We start from the raw sequence: 14,736 nt of genomic DNA on the forward strand, positions 1-14,736 counted from the left end.
CACCCCCTATCAAATATCTTTTAACTAGTATACGTCTGTATTTTTTTATTGTTTAGACTATCGGAGAAGTTGCTCAAAAATAATATACATATTGAAGTCCATTCATTAGTGAAGGTTCTTGATAACAACTTTGTCTCTTGCTGGAACCATACTATTTTAAATTTCATATTATACAAAAATACGAATAAAGAAGGGATTCCGATTCAAAATTCGAAATATCTAGAATTTCTGTCCAAATTTGGTGTAGGCGGTGCGCACCCTGGTGGTCTTAATTTAACAAAGGAACTATTCAAGGCCGAGAACATTGGTGAAAATCCATATATTTTAGATGTAGGCTGTGGTACAGGCCAAACCGCTGCCTATTTGGCAGAGACGTATGAAGCAAAGGTAACAGGCATCGATATTAATTCTGTAATGGTCGCAAAAGCTAAAAAGAGAATGAAAAAAAATCGCTTACCCGTAAAAATAATGCAATGTTCAATAGAACAAGTACCTTTATCCGATCATACATTTGATTATATTATTTCTGAATCTGTGCTTTCTTTTGTCAATAAACCTAATGCACTTAAAGAAATCTTTCGTTTATTAAAGAATGGCGGTCGGTTTATTGCCATTGAATTTACTATTCATCAACCGCTTGAAGAGAAAATTGAAAAAGAAATCAAAGAGTTTTATGGATTTGATTCGTGTTCAATGAAAAAGGATTGGGTAGACTTATTTAACCAGGCTGGTTTTAAACATATTCGTATACAAAAAAACAAATCGATTTTCTCAGTACCTGAGCTTAATCACTCAGAGCATATTGAACCTGAACTTTATGAAGTAATGGATAAACATTTTGAAATGATCTTAAAGTATGAAGGGCTATTAGATTATAGAATTTATTCATGTACTAAATAGTAGTGTGTCACGTTATTCAAAAAGAAAGCATTAATCGCAACTGCTTTCTACATGAAAAGAGTAGGAAACTCGTATTCAATGTCAAGTCTCCTACTCCAATATTATTTCCTTTGTATTATCGACTGAAATTAATCCTCCGTGTCTCCTTCTCTTCTCTTAGTCATTCATTTTCATGTTCTGATTTTTCGTAGCTGCATGAATGCCCTCAATAAAGGTATTGATTAGGATTGAAAAGCTTTTATTGATATCTAGTGGCAACCCGAATCCCCCCATCTGTTCAATCGAAGAGAATCCATGTAGAATACTCCGTAATCCTCTGACTATATGAATCGCAGTTTCTTCTTGTAAATGATAGACATCTAGCACTTGAAGTACTAGTTGTACGACAGACTCTTGGGCTTGCTGTAATTCTTGATCATTCGCATCTGGAAAGCGAGAACTAGCATCATATAACCCCGGATGTTCTCTAACAAGTTGAAGATATGCTTGACTAATTGCACGAATGGCGTCATCACCCGAACGTCCTACTGCAGCTTGTAGCATATATTCATGTAGTTTTTTTACACCTTGAATGGCTAATTTCTGTTTCAATTCATTTAAGCCATCAAGATGGTTATATAAGGACGGTGGCCGTACTTCCAATTTTTCAGCTAATAGTCCAATTGAAAGTTGGTCCAATCCTTGCTCATCAGCTATCTCTGTTGCCTTTTGTAAAATAATAGATACATCCAACTTCATTCGACGGGACATTTTTTTCACTTCCTATTTAGATGATAAAAAAGCATTTTCTGCTTTAGCAATGGCTATGTTCAATCGCTCCTGCGGTTGCTTTAACATCTTCCCATGCCCTACAGCAAGTAAACTCGGATTCAGATTGCTTAATTTTTTTGCACTTTTTAGAGCTGTCTCTTTATCCCATGTAGCAAGAGCAGGAAACGGAAACAATGGGTTCAGCATTCCTGTTACTATTAGCTTTCCTCTTGTTACAAGGGCATCACCTGCTATTAAACTTCTATTACGCGTATCGAAAAGAGAAATGGAACCAGGTGTATGCCCTGGAGTTGCAATCACTTCTAAAGAACCAACACGATCCCCTTCTTCAAGTAATACATCCGGTTTAGTTTTAATATTTTTTGGAAGGCCCCCACGAATAGGGGTGTTTTTTTCATTTGGTAGCAAGGAACTATTCCCTCCCAATAGAAGTGCATCTCTAGAAGAAATGTACACTTTACTATGTGGTAATAATTCTTTTAACGTATCTAGCGCTCCAATATGATCATTATGTGCGTGGGTAAGGATTATTCTCGTAATCGGTTTTCCGATATTTTCAGCAGCTTTTATTATACTTTTTGCACTATATGGTAATGCTGCATCGATCAGTGTAAGCTCATTTTCTTCTTCTACGAAATAACAATTAACAGGAAAAATCCTCGGCATAAAGGACAATTGATACACTGTGCCACTATTTTCAACTTTCATTCTACATCAAATCCCCTCTGCGAACTAATCGTATTTCAATTTTAACTAATTATATTAGTTTTCGCAATATTTATTTTATAAATAACATTCTTATTTTCATTACGCTAATTTCGAAAACAATAGACGAATCGATCTGTGTCCCACCTTCCGAGATGGCCTTCCTTTGCTTTTGAGACACCTTAAATGACACCTGTCATAAAGAACCTTTGACTGGTGTGAATATGTTTTTTCCTGTTGTTTTCTTATCATAATTATAAGAAAACACAGAAAGAGTGATTACATGATGAAAGTTCAACAAAGATTACCCTTAATCGATATGTTACGTGGCTTTGCTGTATTAGGGACACTTGGCACTAATATTTGGATTTTTGCTTATCTTGGTGATATTTCGTATATCACAACGAGCAATTATTCAGGTTGGTGGTCATTGAACGATTTTTTACGAATGGTAGTCTTATTTTTCGTAAACGGTAAACTTCTTGGTTTATTAACAATCATGTTTGGTGTTGGTTTGGAATTAAAATATCAGCAAGCTTTACGAAAAGGAAATGCTTGGCCAGGAATGTATATTTGGACAATAGTCTTTTTATTTATGGAGGGGCTTATCCACTTCACGTTAGTCATGGAATACGATATTTTAATGAGCTATGCTGTGACAGCCATCATTGTTGTCTTTATTGTTAAATTTGGTGATAAAGCGATTAAACGCGCTTTATACGTTTTTGGTAGTTTCCACGCAGTAATGATTTTGCTAATTTTAGTTAGTTCATTGCTTGGTGCCAACGCTTCCCTTACTGGCGTCGATCCTGTTGTTAGTCTTTATGAAAATGGTACTTGGTTTGAACAAATACAATATCGTTTAACAAATTTTCTTTATTATAGAACGGAAGCTATTTTTATTATCCCGATGAATATCTTTTTATTTTTACTTGGGGTTAAGCTGATGAGAAATGGTGTATTTTTGCAAAATGACAAAGGACGCCAGGCGCGACAAAAGCTATTTAAAATCGGTATTTTTATTGGAGTACCTTTAAACCTTCTAATCTTTATTCCTGGTGGAGTATTTGATTTACCTGTTCGGTATTTATTTGCACCAATCCTATCTATTGGTTATATTGGAATATTAGGTAAAGTGTTAGAATATAAGAAGCTTGATTGGTTATGGAAGAGATTTGGTGAGATTGGGAAAATGTCTTTAAGTTGCTATGTCCTTCAAAATACTATGGCATCTATTATTTTCTACGGCTGGGGCTTAGGTTTAGGCGGGAAATTGAATAGCATTGAAGTTATTGGTATTTGGTTAACCCTTTCCCTCTTCCAACTTTTCATTGCACATATTTGTATCAAGCATTTTCATGTTGGACCAATGGAATGGATTCGAAAAAATGCCATTCAAAGTGTCACGCAGAAATAATCGACAAAGGTTGGTGTGAAATATAAAGATTTATCCAAGAGATCAGGCGATACATTATCTAATTATTGATGTAGTTTCGTTAATTTTTTTATTCACCAAAGTATTAGGATCGCATTCTCAACTACCATTATTGGCTAAAATAATAATCCTTATGTTATTTTTAGTAGCTTTCTATATTGCTTTATGGAATAAAGATTGGCGTTTACTTTTTGCTTCCTTAATAGGCTTTACTCTTATTATCATACTAGGTATTTATGAAGGATCTGCTATGTTATTTTTTGGATTTATTTTTGCTGATTTAATTGGGCGAGCTAAAAAGAAATGGCATATTGCTTTAGGAATGATTGCCATTGCCTTTATGTTTCTTATCGTTATTTGGTTTGAATCAGGAGCATCATTTAAATTAGAATCCCAAGCATTAATACCCATTATGATTATTCAGCTACTATTTCCAATGCTAATTTACTACGTAGAAAAATCAAAAAAATTACAATCGGAATTAACAGAAGTAAATACCCAGCTTGTTCAACAAGAAGAAAGACAACGTATTGCAAGGGACCTTCACGATACGATCGGTCATACATTGACAATGATCAAAATTAAAACCGAATTAACTACAAAATTAGTCGATAAAGATACGATGCGTGTGAAAGATGAGTTAAATGATATTTTAGCAACGACACGAACTGCGTTAAAGCAAGTAAGAGAATTAGTTTCCGATATGAATTTTATTTCGTTAGAAAGTGAGCTTATTCATTGTAAACAGCATTTACAAACAGCGGATATCTCAATAAATATCAATAATAACTGTCCAAAGCTTCTCCTAGCGAGTGTAGAAGAAACGATGCTGTCCTTATGTCTGCGGGAAGCAACTACAAATATTATTAAACATAGTCAAGCAAAAAAATGCCAAATCGATATCAATACTATAAATGGAATTTTAAAAATAAACATCGTTGACGATGGTGTCGGCTTACATATCCAAGGGTATGGGAATGGACTTTCATCGATGAAAGAAAGAATGAATGCTCTTTTAGGAACTGCTTCCATAGAGAATTTACCGACAGATGGAACAATTGTGACGTTAACACTGCCTATCCAACACTACAGATTGGAGCAAACTACATGATACGAGTATTACTAGCAGAGGATCAACAAATGTTACGTGGCGCCTTGACTTCCTTGTTGTCGTTTGAGCCTGATATAAAAGTGATCGCAGAAGTTTCAGATGGTCAAAAAGCGTGGGAATTTATTCAACATGAGCTACCAGATGTATGTGTTTTGGACATCGAAATGCCGAATCTTTCTGGGCTTGACCTTGCTGAAAAAATTAAACAGGCAAATTTACCGTGCAAGGTGATGATTGTTACTACCTTCGCACGTCCTGGCTATTTACAAAAAGCTATGGATTGTGGGGTACATGGTTATTTATTAAAAGATGAACCTATAGACTATTTAATCGAAACAATAAGAAAAGTCATGAATGATGAAAAGGTCGTCAGCAGAGATTTAGCCGCTACGTTGTTTATGAAAGAACAGAATCCACTAAATGAACGTGAAATTGCTGTTCTGCAGCTTGTCAAAGAAGGACTCACAACAAATGAGATTAGTAAAAAACTATTTTTAACGAAAGGTACTATTCGAAACTATTTATCTACCTCTATTCAGAAACTACAAGTAGAGTCTAGACAACAAGCTACTCAAGTCGCCAGTGATAAAGGGTGGCTTTAAATAAAGAAAAGCGATACTGCATTCCTTTCTAACAGGATACAGTATCGCTTTAGCATGTTAATTAGCTTCTTTTTTATTTTTAGACACCAAATTTATAATTAATTCTACAAGGACGACAGCAATTAAAGAAAGTCCAAATAGTGGCATCAGTATTCCTAAAATGATCATAAAAATGATAAAAGGAATAGATACTTTTTGAGAGATTTTAGGTGGTGCAGATAAAATACCTTGTTTTTTTCGCAGTAGCCATGTTCTGAATCCCCAAGCAATAACTACTAAAAATGCTAGACATACTAGTAAATTGATTAATTTATTTGGCCAACCAAACAAATGACCTTCATGTAAAGGAATACCCCAAGTAAACCATTTAGCAAGAATACCATAGTCCTCATAGCCAACCTTGTCTATAAATTCCCCGCTATATTGATCAAAATACATTGTCGTTTCATCATCTGGGCTAACATCAAGACCTGTGACACCTGTATTACTAGATTTAGCAACTGTATAGACACCGTCTTCGCTAGTAGGATAAATAATAGCGTATGGTTTTGAGATATTCATTGCGTCAATTTCTTGTTGTAGCTTTTCCACAGTAAGTTGGTTAGGGTTAGCAACAAAGCCTGTATTTCCTCCCCCGTGATGGGCTGCATGTGCCGAGTCTGACGTTGGAGGAGTTTCTTGGCGAGTAGCCCAAGGAATCTCACTTACATCAGATGTAGGTGGCTGCTGTTGCAATAATGGCGTTCCGAAAGAAGGATAATCTTGTGAAGCTTGGTAAATGTATTTCCCCATAAACGCAGACCATGGTAAGCCTGTGAAAATAATAACTAGCATTGGAATCGTAATAATTGTCCCAAGAAGGGCATGGAATTTTCTACTCTTTTGACGTTTGTTTGTTTGCTTTGTTTTCTTTAGTAATTTTCCATTAAACGTCATGTAAATGCCTGAAAGCATTAAAAAGATAGCCCAGCACGCAGCTAATTCAACTAAATAATTGACAAACGTTCCCCCAATAAATAAGGAGCTGTGGATATTTCTAATAATATTCCCAAATGTGTAGCCAGCATCTTGACCACCAATAATTTGATTATGATCATCTAAAAACACATATTTTTCTTTGCCATCTGCATTTTTCATCGATAAACGTGTATTGTATGGCTCTTCTAACTCAATAATTTTATTTGTTTTATAGCCAGCATATGATTCTTCTGCAAGTTTAACAGCATCATCAATAGATTGTACCTCGGTTTTTCCACTTTCACCAAAAAAGTATTTATCATATAACTGATTTTCAACATCAGTATAAAATAAATAGCCTATACCACTTAATGTTAGCGAAATAAGCAGTGGCGTAATAAATAATGCGGCATAAAAGTGCGTTCGCCAAAAGCTCTGATAAAATGTGTTTTTCATGTTGTATTCTCCAATCTATAAATAATCAATTTCGCCTTGGCGTAATTGCGGTCCGGATTTTGAATTGTGCATGCACAATTCAAAATCCGTGGCATCCGCCGGAGGCATTATCTTCATTCAGTAGATGCTTGGGCATCAACAAAAAAAAGATCCACATCTGCATTCATCCACACCTACAAAGATGGAAGTCGTCATAAAAAACATTTACTGAATGAAGATAAGCACAAAATTATTATATAGGTAAAAAGTGAAATATAAATGAAGTACTAGAGATTATTTTATGACAATTATATGTATTCCTATTAATATAATCAGTTTATAAGAAATAAAAAGTAGCCAAACGCAATCATTTCAGGTTTGGCTACTCTGCTTTTCTATAAGGTCATCTAAGTTTTTTGACTTATAATTACGGCATTATCACCAATAACACCTCGTGCAAGTAAATGGATGAATTCAGGGAATATATTAACTTAGTTTCACTTTATCCCATTAGTTCTTTCATTACATTTTTATATGCTGTTAAAATATCATTTTTATGAACAGCATCCTGCCCTACATACTCGTCAACTAGCTCCCCTAATGTTTGAGAAGTACTTGAATACTGCTTTTCCATGATTTCAAATTTTAACAGACTTTCATAATACTCGATTACTTGTGGATTCATGTGTAACACTCCTTCATTTTTAGCATAAAAAAACATCTTTCCCTCTACAGAAAGATGTCTATTATGACAAATACACGACATAATACGGTGATTGCCACGGTGAAAAAGGCTTTCTATTAGCAATAGAAGCTACCTGTTCAGCAATCATCGTACTATGAGCATGCAGGAGAAGTTCTCTAGTCACACTCAACACCCCCTATCCTCGTAGGTTTTTTGGTTGTACTAGATAAAGGCAGGTCTCCTGGCTTATGTTCATCACACTTTTCACCTTCCCATTACAAGTTGTAACAGTGGTCTTTTGAAACGTGCTCCCATTTACAGTTGCGGGACAGCGTCGGATTTGCACCGATCTTCCCTTTTAAACAAATCAAAATATGATTTGTACCTCTATCTTATTATTCCGTTTTTATTATTATACCATAGTGGTTTGTGTACATTGACACCTTTATATCAGTAGTAAACACAATGCTTATCATTCATTAGATTTTATTGTCAAGTTGGCACTACATAAAGTCAAATTAAAATAAGACCACCCATTCACGGAGTGGTTTTGTTATTTGTTATTTGTTATTTGTTATTTGTTATTTGTTATTCAATTAAAGTGCCTGTTACTTGACGATTTCTATGTATAAGCAATTCTGCAACGATTAAATTCGGCAACCAACAAAGCCAAGCTATAATAGCGTAACTGAGATTAAAATTTTCAAATCCAAATAGTACAGTAAACAAAACTAGCCAAATTCTTAATGTTACAGCTGCAAAAGTTAAGGAATAATTTCTTATCATCCACTTTTGATGTTCATAAATTTTTCTATGTTTAATTTTTGATAGCGCTTGAGATGCTGTTATCATCCAGAATATAGATAGGAAACCAAAACCCAACTGTGACACAAAGCCACCTGTAGCATAAAATGCTAAATATAGCCCTGAAACACCGCCGGATAAAATACCTATCATATATATTTTCCCTAACATTCGATGCCGATTTATATTTTTTTCTCTAAACTTCGAGAATAATGTAAAGGGACCTATTACTAACGCTGTTACACTGAATACAATATGTATATAAAGCATAATGTACCAAAACGAATTCAATGTAGAAATAAACATAAGTTTCAATTTAACAAACCCTGCCTGATGTGCATCCATAATTAAATATTGAACAATGGAATACCCAGATATTAGAATAGCTAAACTACTAAATATAAGCCAAGTTTTTTTATTCATTTTTCTGTCTCCTAGTATTTAATTTTCATAAATAATATCCCCGTTACTAATATTAGTTCTTCCTCCCTTCTTTTAATTGAATTATCAAAGAACCCTCTTTCCTCTGTTCATATTGTAATATTAAATTTTATAAGATTTGCTCTTTACATAGTAAGTGGTAATAAAATGGATATAAGAGGTCTTATACTATAAATAACATCTTAATTATTTTTATTTTTCATTTCAGTATCCTTATTTAATGAGTGTGCTATTTGTAAAAGTGGTCTTTTTCTTATCTCCGCACAATACACACTCTTATACGAGACTCTATTACGGGGTTCTTCTTATCAACAGTTATATTAACAGTTGTGGAAGGTTTTTTAATTGATTGTTCTATAAAGTCATACATAGTCATTTGTTTTTGTTCTTTCATATCTTATATTCCCCTCTCTACCATTCCAGCCAATTGTCTAAGTTTGGTCTGCTGTTTATTTGTGTACGATCATCACGTTCTTCTAGCCAGTTATAAAACGGTACTGGACGTTCTCTATTTGGTGTTTCTTCTATATATGATGATTTACTAGACTTAATACTTAACCGCTCTACAGCCTTACCATATGCCCCTACGAATACGGCTCTTAATGTACTAGCAACCGTCAGTACACCTTCTTTAATATCCATAGCAATTTTGAATAGAACGTTCTTAGCTTTAATGAAGTCAGTTGCACTTTGAACCTGAGCAGCTAATACACATTTATGTAATTCGTCTTTTAAGTTATTTGCTAATGGTAGTGAATGCATGAAATCAAATAGCATTACCTGGTACTCATTCATGTATTCTTTTTTCTTTTCAGCTTGCAAAGCTAATTCATTTTCTAGATTCATAATATTATTTGCTTGTTTAGAACTTAAAAGATTAAAAGAACTAGATGGTTGGTTTTCAAATTGTGGATGGCAAACAGCTTCATTACTAGCTTCATCGACTGTCTCTCGTTGGGACACGCTCGATGGGACATAAGGTAAAATACGATAAATACTAGCACCTTTTATGCCGTTTAATTTTGTTCCTGGCACTTTCTCAATAATTCCCAACTCGGCTAATTTCTTAATCGAACGATAAACTGTCTTTGTGCTAATTTCTAATGATGTAGCTATGGTACTCGCTTTTAAGTGACACACTCCTGTATGTTCCAATGAATGAGAAGCAAGTTTGAAAACAATTGCTCGTTCTGATTCTGTTAAGTCATAATAGTGAACCACCATATGGTCCTCCACACTCTTATCCATATCTTTTACTGAGTCGAATGTTATGTATTGTGCTAGATATTCGAATGCCATTTGTTTCTCACCTCATCTGCAATTTACTTAAAAGAAATCAGAATTTAAAAAAATATAAATGCACACTTATTATTTCGATTAAGTAAATCATAATTTCGTTTAAGTAAAATGCCAACATTTAATTTCTTTTAAGTAAATTATGGTTTATAATAAAATTAACATCATAATATGAGAGTTGGTGAATAATGGGCGCTGAATTAAAATCTAACCTTGGAGAGCTATTGAAAAAACGTGGCTGGGATCAAAAGAAACTTGTGGAGATAACAGGTTTAAATCCTCGTACCATAAGTGAATTAGTTAATGATAAAACTATTCGTATTAATAAGAACGCACTAGAAAAAATAGCTGATGCCCTAAATATTGAAGATATCTCCGAAATCATTCAATTTACGAAAACAGATAACTAATCACAGTTGTCTGTTTTTTTGTATGTACTTTTCCCTAAAAATTTCCTAGAATGGTAATATAGAGGGAGGATTTTAAAATGAAAAAACTATTTTTTGCTGGAGCATTATCAGCACTTTTACTCGCTGCATGTGGAGAGGAAGAAAAAACTGCTGCTGAAGAAAAAGATGCTGCGGATAAAGTTGCCGAAACTAAAGGAGAAAAATTAAATAAAAAATTGAAAGCTGAAGCGATTAAATTAGATTTTGTTAAAGCTAATGGTGATGAAGTTAAGCAATATTCAAAGGTAACTATCAGTGGAAAAGTTACTAATATCACCGAAGAAGGTGTTGGTGGAACATTTACTGTGACTACTACAGAAGATGGTGGCTATGGTATGTTTTCGGTGAAAAATTTTACTTTAATAGATGTTACTAAGGATTCTGAAGTAACTGTTTACGGAACGTTTGAAGGAAAAGATGATTTAGGTGCCCCTTTAATTCATGCTACTATCATAGAATAATTATTTTAAGTCACTCAAATGAGTGGCTTTTTTTATTAAAAATAAACGATTTTTATTATGGTAAATGAGTCTCATTTTGGTTAAAGTTGTTTTCTGAGGTTATTTAAAGAAATTAACTTCGAAAACTTTGAAGGAGGATACATAAGTGAGTAAGTTATTGAAAAATGGTTTTATTTATCTAGTATTAACGTTATTAGTACTAGTTAGTATTAGTGTAGAAAGTGCATCGGCAGCAGAAGTAGTTGATTATGAAGAAGGGGTAACTAATTTAAATAATACTCCTGAAAATAGTGCAGTAATAGGAGATTCACTTCTTACCCCAGAGTTAGGGTGGAAAAGATATGATGGGAATAACCCTAAAATAACTATTGGAAATCTTACGGATTATTCTGTTCCCACTTTTGAGAAGTTTTACAAAGGAACAACAGCGTTTTTCGGAAATAATAACACTGCATCTTTTATTATTAGTGGAACTAAATTTAGAATTTTTGGAGCGATTTATCATAACAGAAGTTCAAGCGTAGAAGTCAGTATAGATGGTAACGTTGTTGATACATATTCTTATAATACTCAATTGAATCATGCAACTGTATACCAGAGATTAGTCTACGAAAAAAATAATTTATCTTCTGGTACACATTTAATTGTAATTAAAAACCTTGATATAACAAAACCCTTCGAAATTGATGCAATTGACGTCGATGGACAATTATTATCTTCAGGTGAAGTTCCCGATGTTCAATCCATCACATTAGACAAAAATAATTTAGAACTACTAGAAGGAAGTCAAGATAAATTAACGGCTACAGTTACTCCAGATTCTGCAAAAGTAATATGGTCTTCTAGTGATGAAAGTATTGCCACTGTAGATCAAGATGGTAATGTAACTGCAGTTCGTGAAGGTGAAGCAAGTATTACAGCCAAAATTGAAGGCACTGATATTACAGCCACTAGTACAGTAATTGTTAAGAAACCAAGCAATGAATCTTCAAATGCTATTTTAAGTATTACATTAGTTAACGGTATAACAAAAGAGTATGACGTTACCAATAAAGTATTAAATGACTATTTGAAATGGTTTGATAGTGCACAAGGTACTTCAACATTCAAATTCACTAAAACTATTTCACCTTATAAAAAGGTAACTGAATATATCGTACATGATAAGATTGCTTCATTTGAAGTAAGAGAATATTAATCAAAAATGACCAGGTACTCACTTTCAATTGAGCGCCTGGTCTTTATTTTGGTGACTTAATAATAAATTTTCAACCTGCGTTTTGATTGCTTGGTTGGCATATCGAAGAACAACATCATTCCCTGCAGTCGCTACATGTACATCACTAAAGTATTCGTCTATCTTTTCCCACTTCACGACTCTGATTTTAGCTTTGGCTAACAGCCTCTTTGAGTTGTAATAATCTTGTGTTATGTCCTTTAGAAGCTTTTCGAGGATTGGCAAGTAGACCTTACTCATTTTTAGATTTTCTATCACTTTGAAATCACGCTGTAATGATTGAATCGCCATATCTAAAATCACAAACTTATGAAATAATTGACGTTGTTCAATATTCAACATACAATCCCACTCCCATGCAAGAACATTCGTTTGTATTATTTTAGAACAGTTGTTTGTATTTTGACAAGGAATAATTTGTGGAAATAAAAAAAGCCCAGGCTCAAATTAATGAGTACCTGGGCTTTTTTTGAAGTTTAGGTTTAGGAAAAATATGAAATCTTACATTAATAAACAACACAACAACCTAAACAAATTCCACTCTACTAATGAGTGGTTTTCTTCATTAAAAATTAAAGTTTTACGATGTTTGCAGCTTGTGGTCCACGTTGGCCATCTTCTACTGAGAATTCAACTTTTTGACCTTCTTCAAGTGATTTGAATCCGTCACCTTGGATAGCTGAGAAGTGTGCGAATACATCTTTCCCGCCTTCCATTTCGATGAAACCAAAACCTTTGTCTGCGTTAAACCATTTCACTGTACCTTGTGCCATTTATAATGACCTCCATTAATTGTATTAAATAAAATCATACTACTTTAAAAGAAAAAAATTCACATATTACAAAAAGTATCTAACAAAACACGATTACTCTTTGTAATATGTGAATTCATTGTTCCCTTGCAAACGATTTTATTACATCAACTATATGTTAAAAAATCATATTTGTCTAGTGTAAAAGCGAACTCATTAACTATAAACTAAGTAAATTATGATGAATATATTTGGGTACCGTACTAAAACGAACTATTTCTTATTATTTTCACGTTGAACAATGATAAGCTTCAAACCTTCATAATCACCATTTGTCATAGTTCCAGAATCAAATTTATCTAGCCATGACTTATCAATTAGCTTTTTATCTACTGTTTATTTAATGTGGTCTCGTACTGCAGCCTCTGTTGTCTCATTCGAAAATTTCATTGTATTATCATCCTTTACAATTGGTTTTGGCTTATTGTCTTCCTCATTTTTAATAGTAAACCAAGATAATGTCTTAGATCCGTTAAGTACATTTAAATCCACGTTACCTTTGATTCCTGCAACTGTCCCCTTCTCCGTGAACTGCCATAAATCACATGGATAATCAAGCTTTAAACCCGGCGCACTCGTGAGGCTGTAGCGCGGAATCCATAGGAAATCATAGTTTTTAACCGTGTCCATCTGGTACGGCTTGAAAAAATGGTGTCCTGTGTATAGTCCAACCTTGACGCCTTTGCCTTTTAAATAATCGACAAATGCTTGTGTACATTTTACGATATTTTGAACGCTTGCTCCGAAACTTTCCTCAACGTCCACAACGTAAAATAACGGCTTATGCGCTTGCGCTCGTTCGTAGAAGTCTTTCGCCTGCACCAATGCCTCAGCTTTATTTTTGAATGTTACATAAATGTATACTGCGAATGGCACGTTGTACTTTTTACATCCGTTAATATTTCGTACATATTTACGGTCAATAGTACTCGTTCCATATTGGGTGCGGATAATAGCTAAATCAACTTCTTTGCTTGCCTTTGACCAATCAATATCTCCCTGGTGATGTGATATATCAATAATTTTGCTCATTTCGTTTCACCGTCCTTTGGCTTGTCATCATTATCAATTTAAAGCTGTGTAAATGCATTCGTTAAAAACTTTGGTACTTTGATTCCCAGCTTACCTAAATTTTCAATCATGCTGATACCTTCCATACCAATAAGGAAAAGAATCATAGCGTTTCGCATAAAATTCCCACTTTCGGTTGCTAAATCTAATTGCACAGCTGCGATTACCATTAATACCATAGCCGTCTTTTTGATTAAGCCCTTAAACATCTTTTTACTTTCAGTTTTCTTGAACACCAAACTAACCATAAATCCAAGTGTATAGTCGATGATCATAAATATAACTAACGCTTTTATTAAGTGGTCAATACCTCCAATAAGGTATCCTATCCATGCCATTGTACCGCCAATAAACGATGTATATAACGTATCTGTTTTCATCTGACACCTTCCTTTTCTGCATAATAAAAGCCCTCCACTTTTTTTGAACTGCTCCCCAATTATTAGACACTCAATCTAACAATTGGAGGTGCAGTTTTTGTATGGTTAAATTTAAAGAAAAAGTGAAATTAGAAGCTGTTCAAAGATATTTATTTGGGAATGAAAGTTTAAGAACAATCGGAGA

General features: G+C 33.9%; 18 protein-coding genes and 1 riboswitch. Of the genes, 7 read left to right on the top strand and 11 right to left on the bottom strand.

The features are described from left to right. Positions 1-48: 48 nt before the first annotated feature. Positions 49-900, top strand: coding sequence for a class I SAM-dependent methyltransferase (locus ACQKN4_RS22645; protein WP_427484874.1), 852 nt, complete (start codon positions 49-51; stop codon positions 898-900). Between the two features lie 156 nt (positions 901-1,056). Here ACQKN4_RS22645 and ACQKN4_RS22650 read toward each other — a convergent pair whose 3' ends face one another. After that, positions 1,057-1,650, bottom strand: a complete 594-nt coding sequence (locus tag ACQKN4_RS22650) for a WHG domain-containing protein (protein ID WP_427484875.1) — start codon at positions 1,648-1,650, stop codon at positions 1,057-1,059. Between the two features lie 12 nt (positions 1,651-1,662). Beyond that, complete coding sequence (locus tag ACQKN4_RS22655) at positions 1,663-2,379, bottom strand: MBL fold metallo-hydrolase (RefSeq protein WP_079560177.1); 717 nt, start codon at positions 2,377-2,379, stop codon at positions 1,663-1,665. 283 nt (positions 2,380-2,662) lie between these two features. Between ACQKN4_RS22655 and ACQKN4_RS22660 the strand changes: the two genes are divergently transcribed. The 3 genes from ACQKN4_RS22660 to ACQKN4_RS22670 all read left to right on the top strand — a co-directional run bounded on the left by ACQKN4_RS22660 (position 2,663) and on the right by ACQKN4_RS22670 (position 5,524). Continuing rightward, positions 2,663-3,793 carry a DUF418 domain-containing protein gene (locus ACQKN4_RS22660; protein WP_427484885.1) on the top strand — a complete coding sequence of 377 codons (1,131 nt, stop codon included), beginning with the start codon at positions 2,663-2,665 and terminating at the stop codon, positions 3,791-3,793. Between the two features lie 130 nt (positions 3,794-3,923). Next, positions 3,924-4,922, top strand: a complete 999-nt coding sequence (locus ACQKN4_RS22665; RefSeq protein WP_427484876.1) for a histidine kinase — start codon at positions 3,924-3,926, stop codon at positions 4,920-4,922. After that, positions 4,919-5,524, top strand: a complete 606-nt coding sequence (locus ACQKN4_RS22670) for a response regulator transcription factor (RefSeq protein ID WP_079560176.1) — start codon at positions 4,919-4,921, stop codon at positions 5,522-5,524. Before ACQKN4_RS22665 ends, ACQKN4_RS22670 begins: the two co-directional genes overlap by 4 nt. A 57-nt stretch (positions 5,525-5,581) precedes the next feature. Here ACQKN4_RS22670 and ACQKN4_RS22675 read toward each other — a convergent pair whose 3' ends face one another. The 5 genes from ACQKN4_RS22675 to ACQKN4_RS22695 form a co-directional block, all read right to left on the bottom strand. After that, complete coding sequence (locus ACQKN4_RS22675) at positions 5,582-6,937, bottom strand: PepSY-associated TM helix domain-containing protein (RefSeq protein WP_427484877.1); 1,356 nt, start codon at positions 6,935-6,937, stop codon at positions 5,582-5,584. Positions 6,938-7,418: 481 nt separating this feature from the next. Continuing rightward, complete coding sequence (locus ACQKN4_RS22680) at positions 7,419-7,601, bottom strand: hypothetical protein (RefSeq protein ID WP_079560371.1); 183 nt, start codon at positions 7,599-7,601, stop codon at positions 7,419-7,421. Positions 7,602-7,662: 61 nt separating this feature from the next. Beyond that, a complete protein-coding gene (locus ACQKN4_RS22685) occupies positions 7,663-7,785 on the bottom strand; it encodes a hypothetical protein (protein WP_276207739.1) in 123 nt (40 codons plus the stop codon). Between the two features lie 30 nt (positions 7,786-7,815). Beyond that, a riboswitch (cobalamin riboswitch) is annotated at positions 7,816-8,005 on the bottom strand. Positions 8,006-8,189: 184 nt separating this feature from the next. Continuing rightward, entirely contained in the window at positions 8,190-8,828 is a 639-nt protein-coding gene (locus ACQKN4_RS22690) for a DUF2306 domain-containing protein (RefSeq protein WP_427484878.1), read from the bottom strand. A gap of 429 nt (positions 8,829-9,257) precedes the next feature. Then, positions 9,258-10,145: a helix-turn-helix domain-containing protein gene (locus ACQKN4_RS22695; protein WP_427484879.1), complete on the bottom strand. Its 888-nt coding sequence runs from the start codon at positions 10,143-10,145 to the stop codon at positions 9,258-9,260. 185 nt (positions 10,146-10,330) lie between these two features. Here ACQKN4_RS22695 and ACQKN4_RS22700 point away from each other — a divergent pair, with 185 nt between their 5' ends. The 3 genes from ACQKN4_RS22700 to ACQKN4_RS22710 all read left to right on the top strand — a co-directional run bounded on the left by ACQKN4_RS22700 (position 10,331) and on the right by ACQKN4_RS22710 (position 12,250). Next, positions 10,331-10,552 carry a helix-turn-helix domain-containing protein gene (locus ACQKN4_RS22700; protein WP_036167099.1) on the top strand — a complete coding sequence of 74 codons (222 nt, stop codon included), beginning with the start codon at positions 10,331-10,333 and terminating at the stop codon, positions 10,550-10,552. Positions 10,553-10,629: 77 nt separating this feature from the next. Then, the gene (locus tag ACQKN4_RS22705) at positions 10,630-11,052 is read left to right on the top strand and encodes a hypothetical protein (RefSeq protein ID WP_427484880.1); all 423 of its coding nucleotides are present in this window, start codon (positions 10,630-10,632) and stop codon (positions 11,050-11,052) included. 145 nt (positions 11,053-11,197) lie between these two features. After that, positions 11,198-12,250, top strand: a complete 1,053-nt coding sequence (locus ACQKN4_RS22710; protein WP_427484881.1) for an Ig-like domain-containing protein — start codon at positions 11,198-11,200, stop codon at positions 12,248-12,250. Between the two features lie 24 nt (positions 12,251-12,274). On the opposite strand, the gene ACQKN4_RS22715 is transcribed toward ACQKN4_RS22710, so the two are convergent. The 4 genes from ACQKN4_RS22715 to ACQKN4_RS22730 all read right to left on the bottom strand — a co-directional run bounded on the left by ACQKN4_RS22715 (position 12,275) and on the right by ACQKN4_RS22730 (position 14,552). After that, positions 12,275-12,631, bottom strand: a complete 357-nt coding sequence (locus ACQKN4_RS22715) for an aconitate hydratase (RefSeq protein ID WP_427484882.1) — start codon at positions 12,629-12,631, stop codon at positions 12,275-12,277. 230 nt (positions 12,632-12,861) lie between these two features. Next, positions 12,862-13,062, bottom strand: a complete 201-nt coding sequence (locus tag ACQKN4_RS22720) for a cold-shock protein (protein WP_049664906.1) — start codon at positions 13,060-13,062, stop codon at positions 12,862-12,864. 375 nt (positions 13,063-13,437) lie between these two features. Further along, positions 13,438-14,133 carry a GH25 family lysozyme gene (locus tag ACQKN4_RS22725; protein ID WP_427484883.1) on the bottom strand — a complete coding sequence of 232 codons (696 nt, stop codon included), beginning with the start codon at positions 14,131-14,133 and terminating at the stop codon, positions 13,438-13,440. A gap of 38 nt (positions 14,134-14,171) precedes the next feature. After that, the gene (locus ACQKN4_RS22730) at positions 14,172-14,552 is read right to left on the bottom strand and encodes a phage holin family protein (protein WP_427484884.1); all 381 of its coding nucleotides are present in this window, start codon (positions 14,550-14,552) and stop codon (positions 14,172-14,174) included. Between the last annotated feature and the right edge of the window lie 184 nt (positions 14,553-14,736).

Origin of the sequence: Lysinibacillus sp. NPDC093692 (genome assembly GCF_050280125.1) — a bacterium.
Classification (GTDB): Bacteria; Bacillota; Bacilli; order Bacillales_A; family Planococcaceae; genus Lysinibacillus.

Coding starts and splice junctions, on each gene's coding strand:
- ACQKN4_RS22650 (WP_427484875.1), bottom strand. CDS start 1,650: ATGTCCCGTCGAATGAAGTTGGATGTATCTATTATTTTACAAAAGGCA.
- ACQKN4_RS22655 (WP_079560177.1), bottom strand. CDS start 2,379: ATGAAAGTTGAAAATAGTGGCACAGTGTATCAATTGTCCTTTATGCCG.
- ACQKN4_RS22660 (WP_427484885.1), top strand. CDS start 2,663: ATGAAAGTTCAACAAAGATTACCCTTAATCGATATGTTACGTGGCTTT.
- ACQKN4_RS22670 (WP_079560176.1), top strand. CDS start 4,919: ATGATACGAGTATTACTAGCAGAGGATCAACAAATGTTACGTGGCGCC.
- ACQKN4_RS22675 (WP_427484877.1), bottom strand. CDS start 6,937: ATGAAAAACACATTTTATCAGAGCTTTTGGCGAACGCACTTTTATGCC.
- ACQKN4_RS22680 (WP_079560371.1), bottom strand. CDS start 7,601: ATGAATCCACAAGTAATCGAGTATTATGAAAGTCTGTTAAAATTTGAA.
- ACQKN4_RS22690 (WP_427484878.1), bottom strand. CDS start 8,828: ATGAATAAAAAAACTTGGCTTATATTTAGTAGTTTAGCTATTCTAATA.
- ACQKN4_RS22695 (WP_427484879.1), bottom strand. CDS start 10,145: ATGGCATTCGAATATCTAGCACAATACATAACATTCGACTCAGTAAAA.
- ACQKN4_RS22700 (WP_036167099.1), top strand. CDS start 10,331: ATGGGCGCTGAATTAAAATCTAACCTTGGAGAGCTATTGAAAAAACGT.
- ACQKN4_RS22705 (WP_427484880.1), top strand. CDS start 10,630: ATGAAAAAACTATTTTTTGCTGGAGCATTATCAGCACTTTTACTCGCT.
- ACQKN4_RS22715 (WP_427484882.1), bottom strand. CDS start 12,631: ATGTTGAATATTGAACAACGTCAATTATTTCATAAGTTTGTGATTTTA.
- ACQKN4_RS22720 (WP_049664906.1), bottom strand. CDS start 13,062: ATGGCACAAGGTACAGTGAAATGGTTTAACGCAGACAAAGGTTTTGGT.
- ACQKN4_RS22725 (WP_427484883.1), bottom strand. CDS start 14,133: ATGAGCAAAATTATTGATATATCACATCACCAGGGAGATATTGATTGG.
- ACQKN4_RS22730 (WP_427484884.1), bottom strand. CDS start 14,552: ATGAAAACAGATACGTTATATACATCGTTTATTGGCGGTACAATGGCA.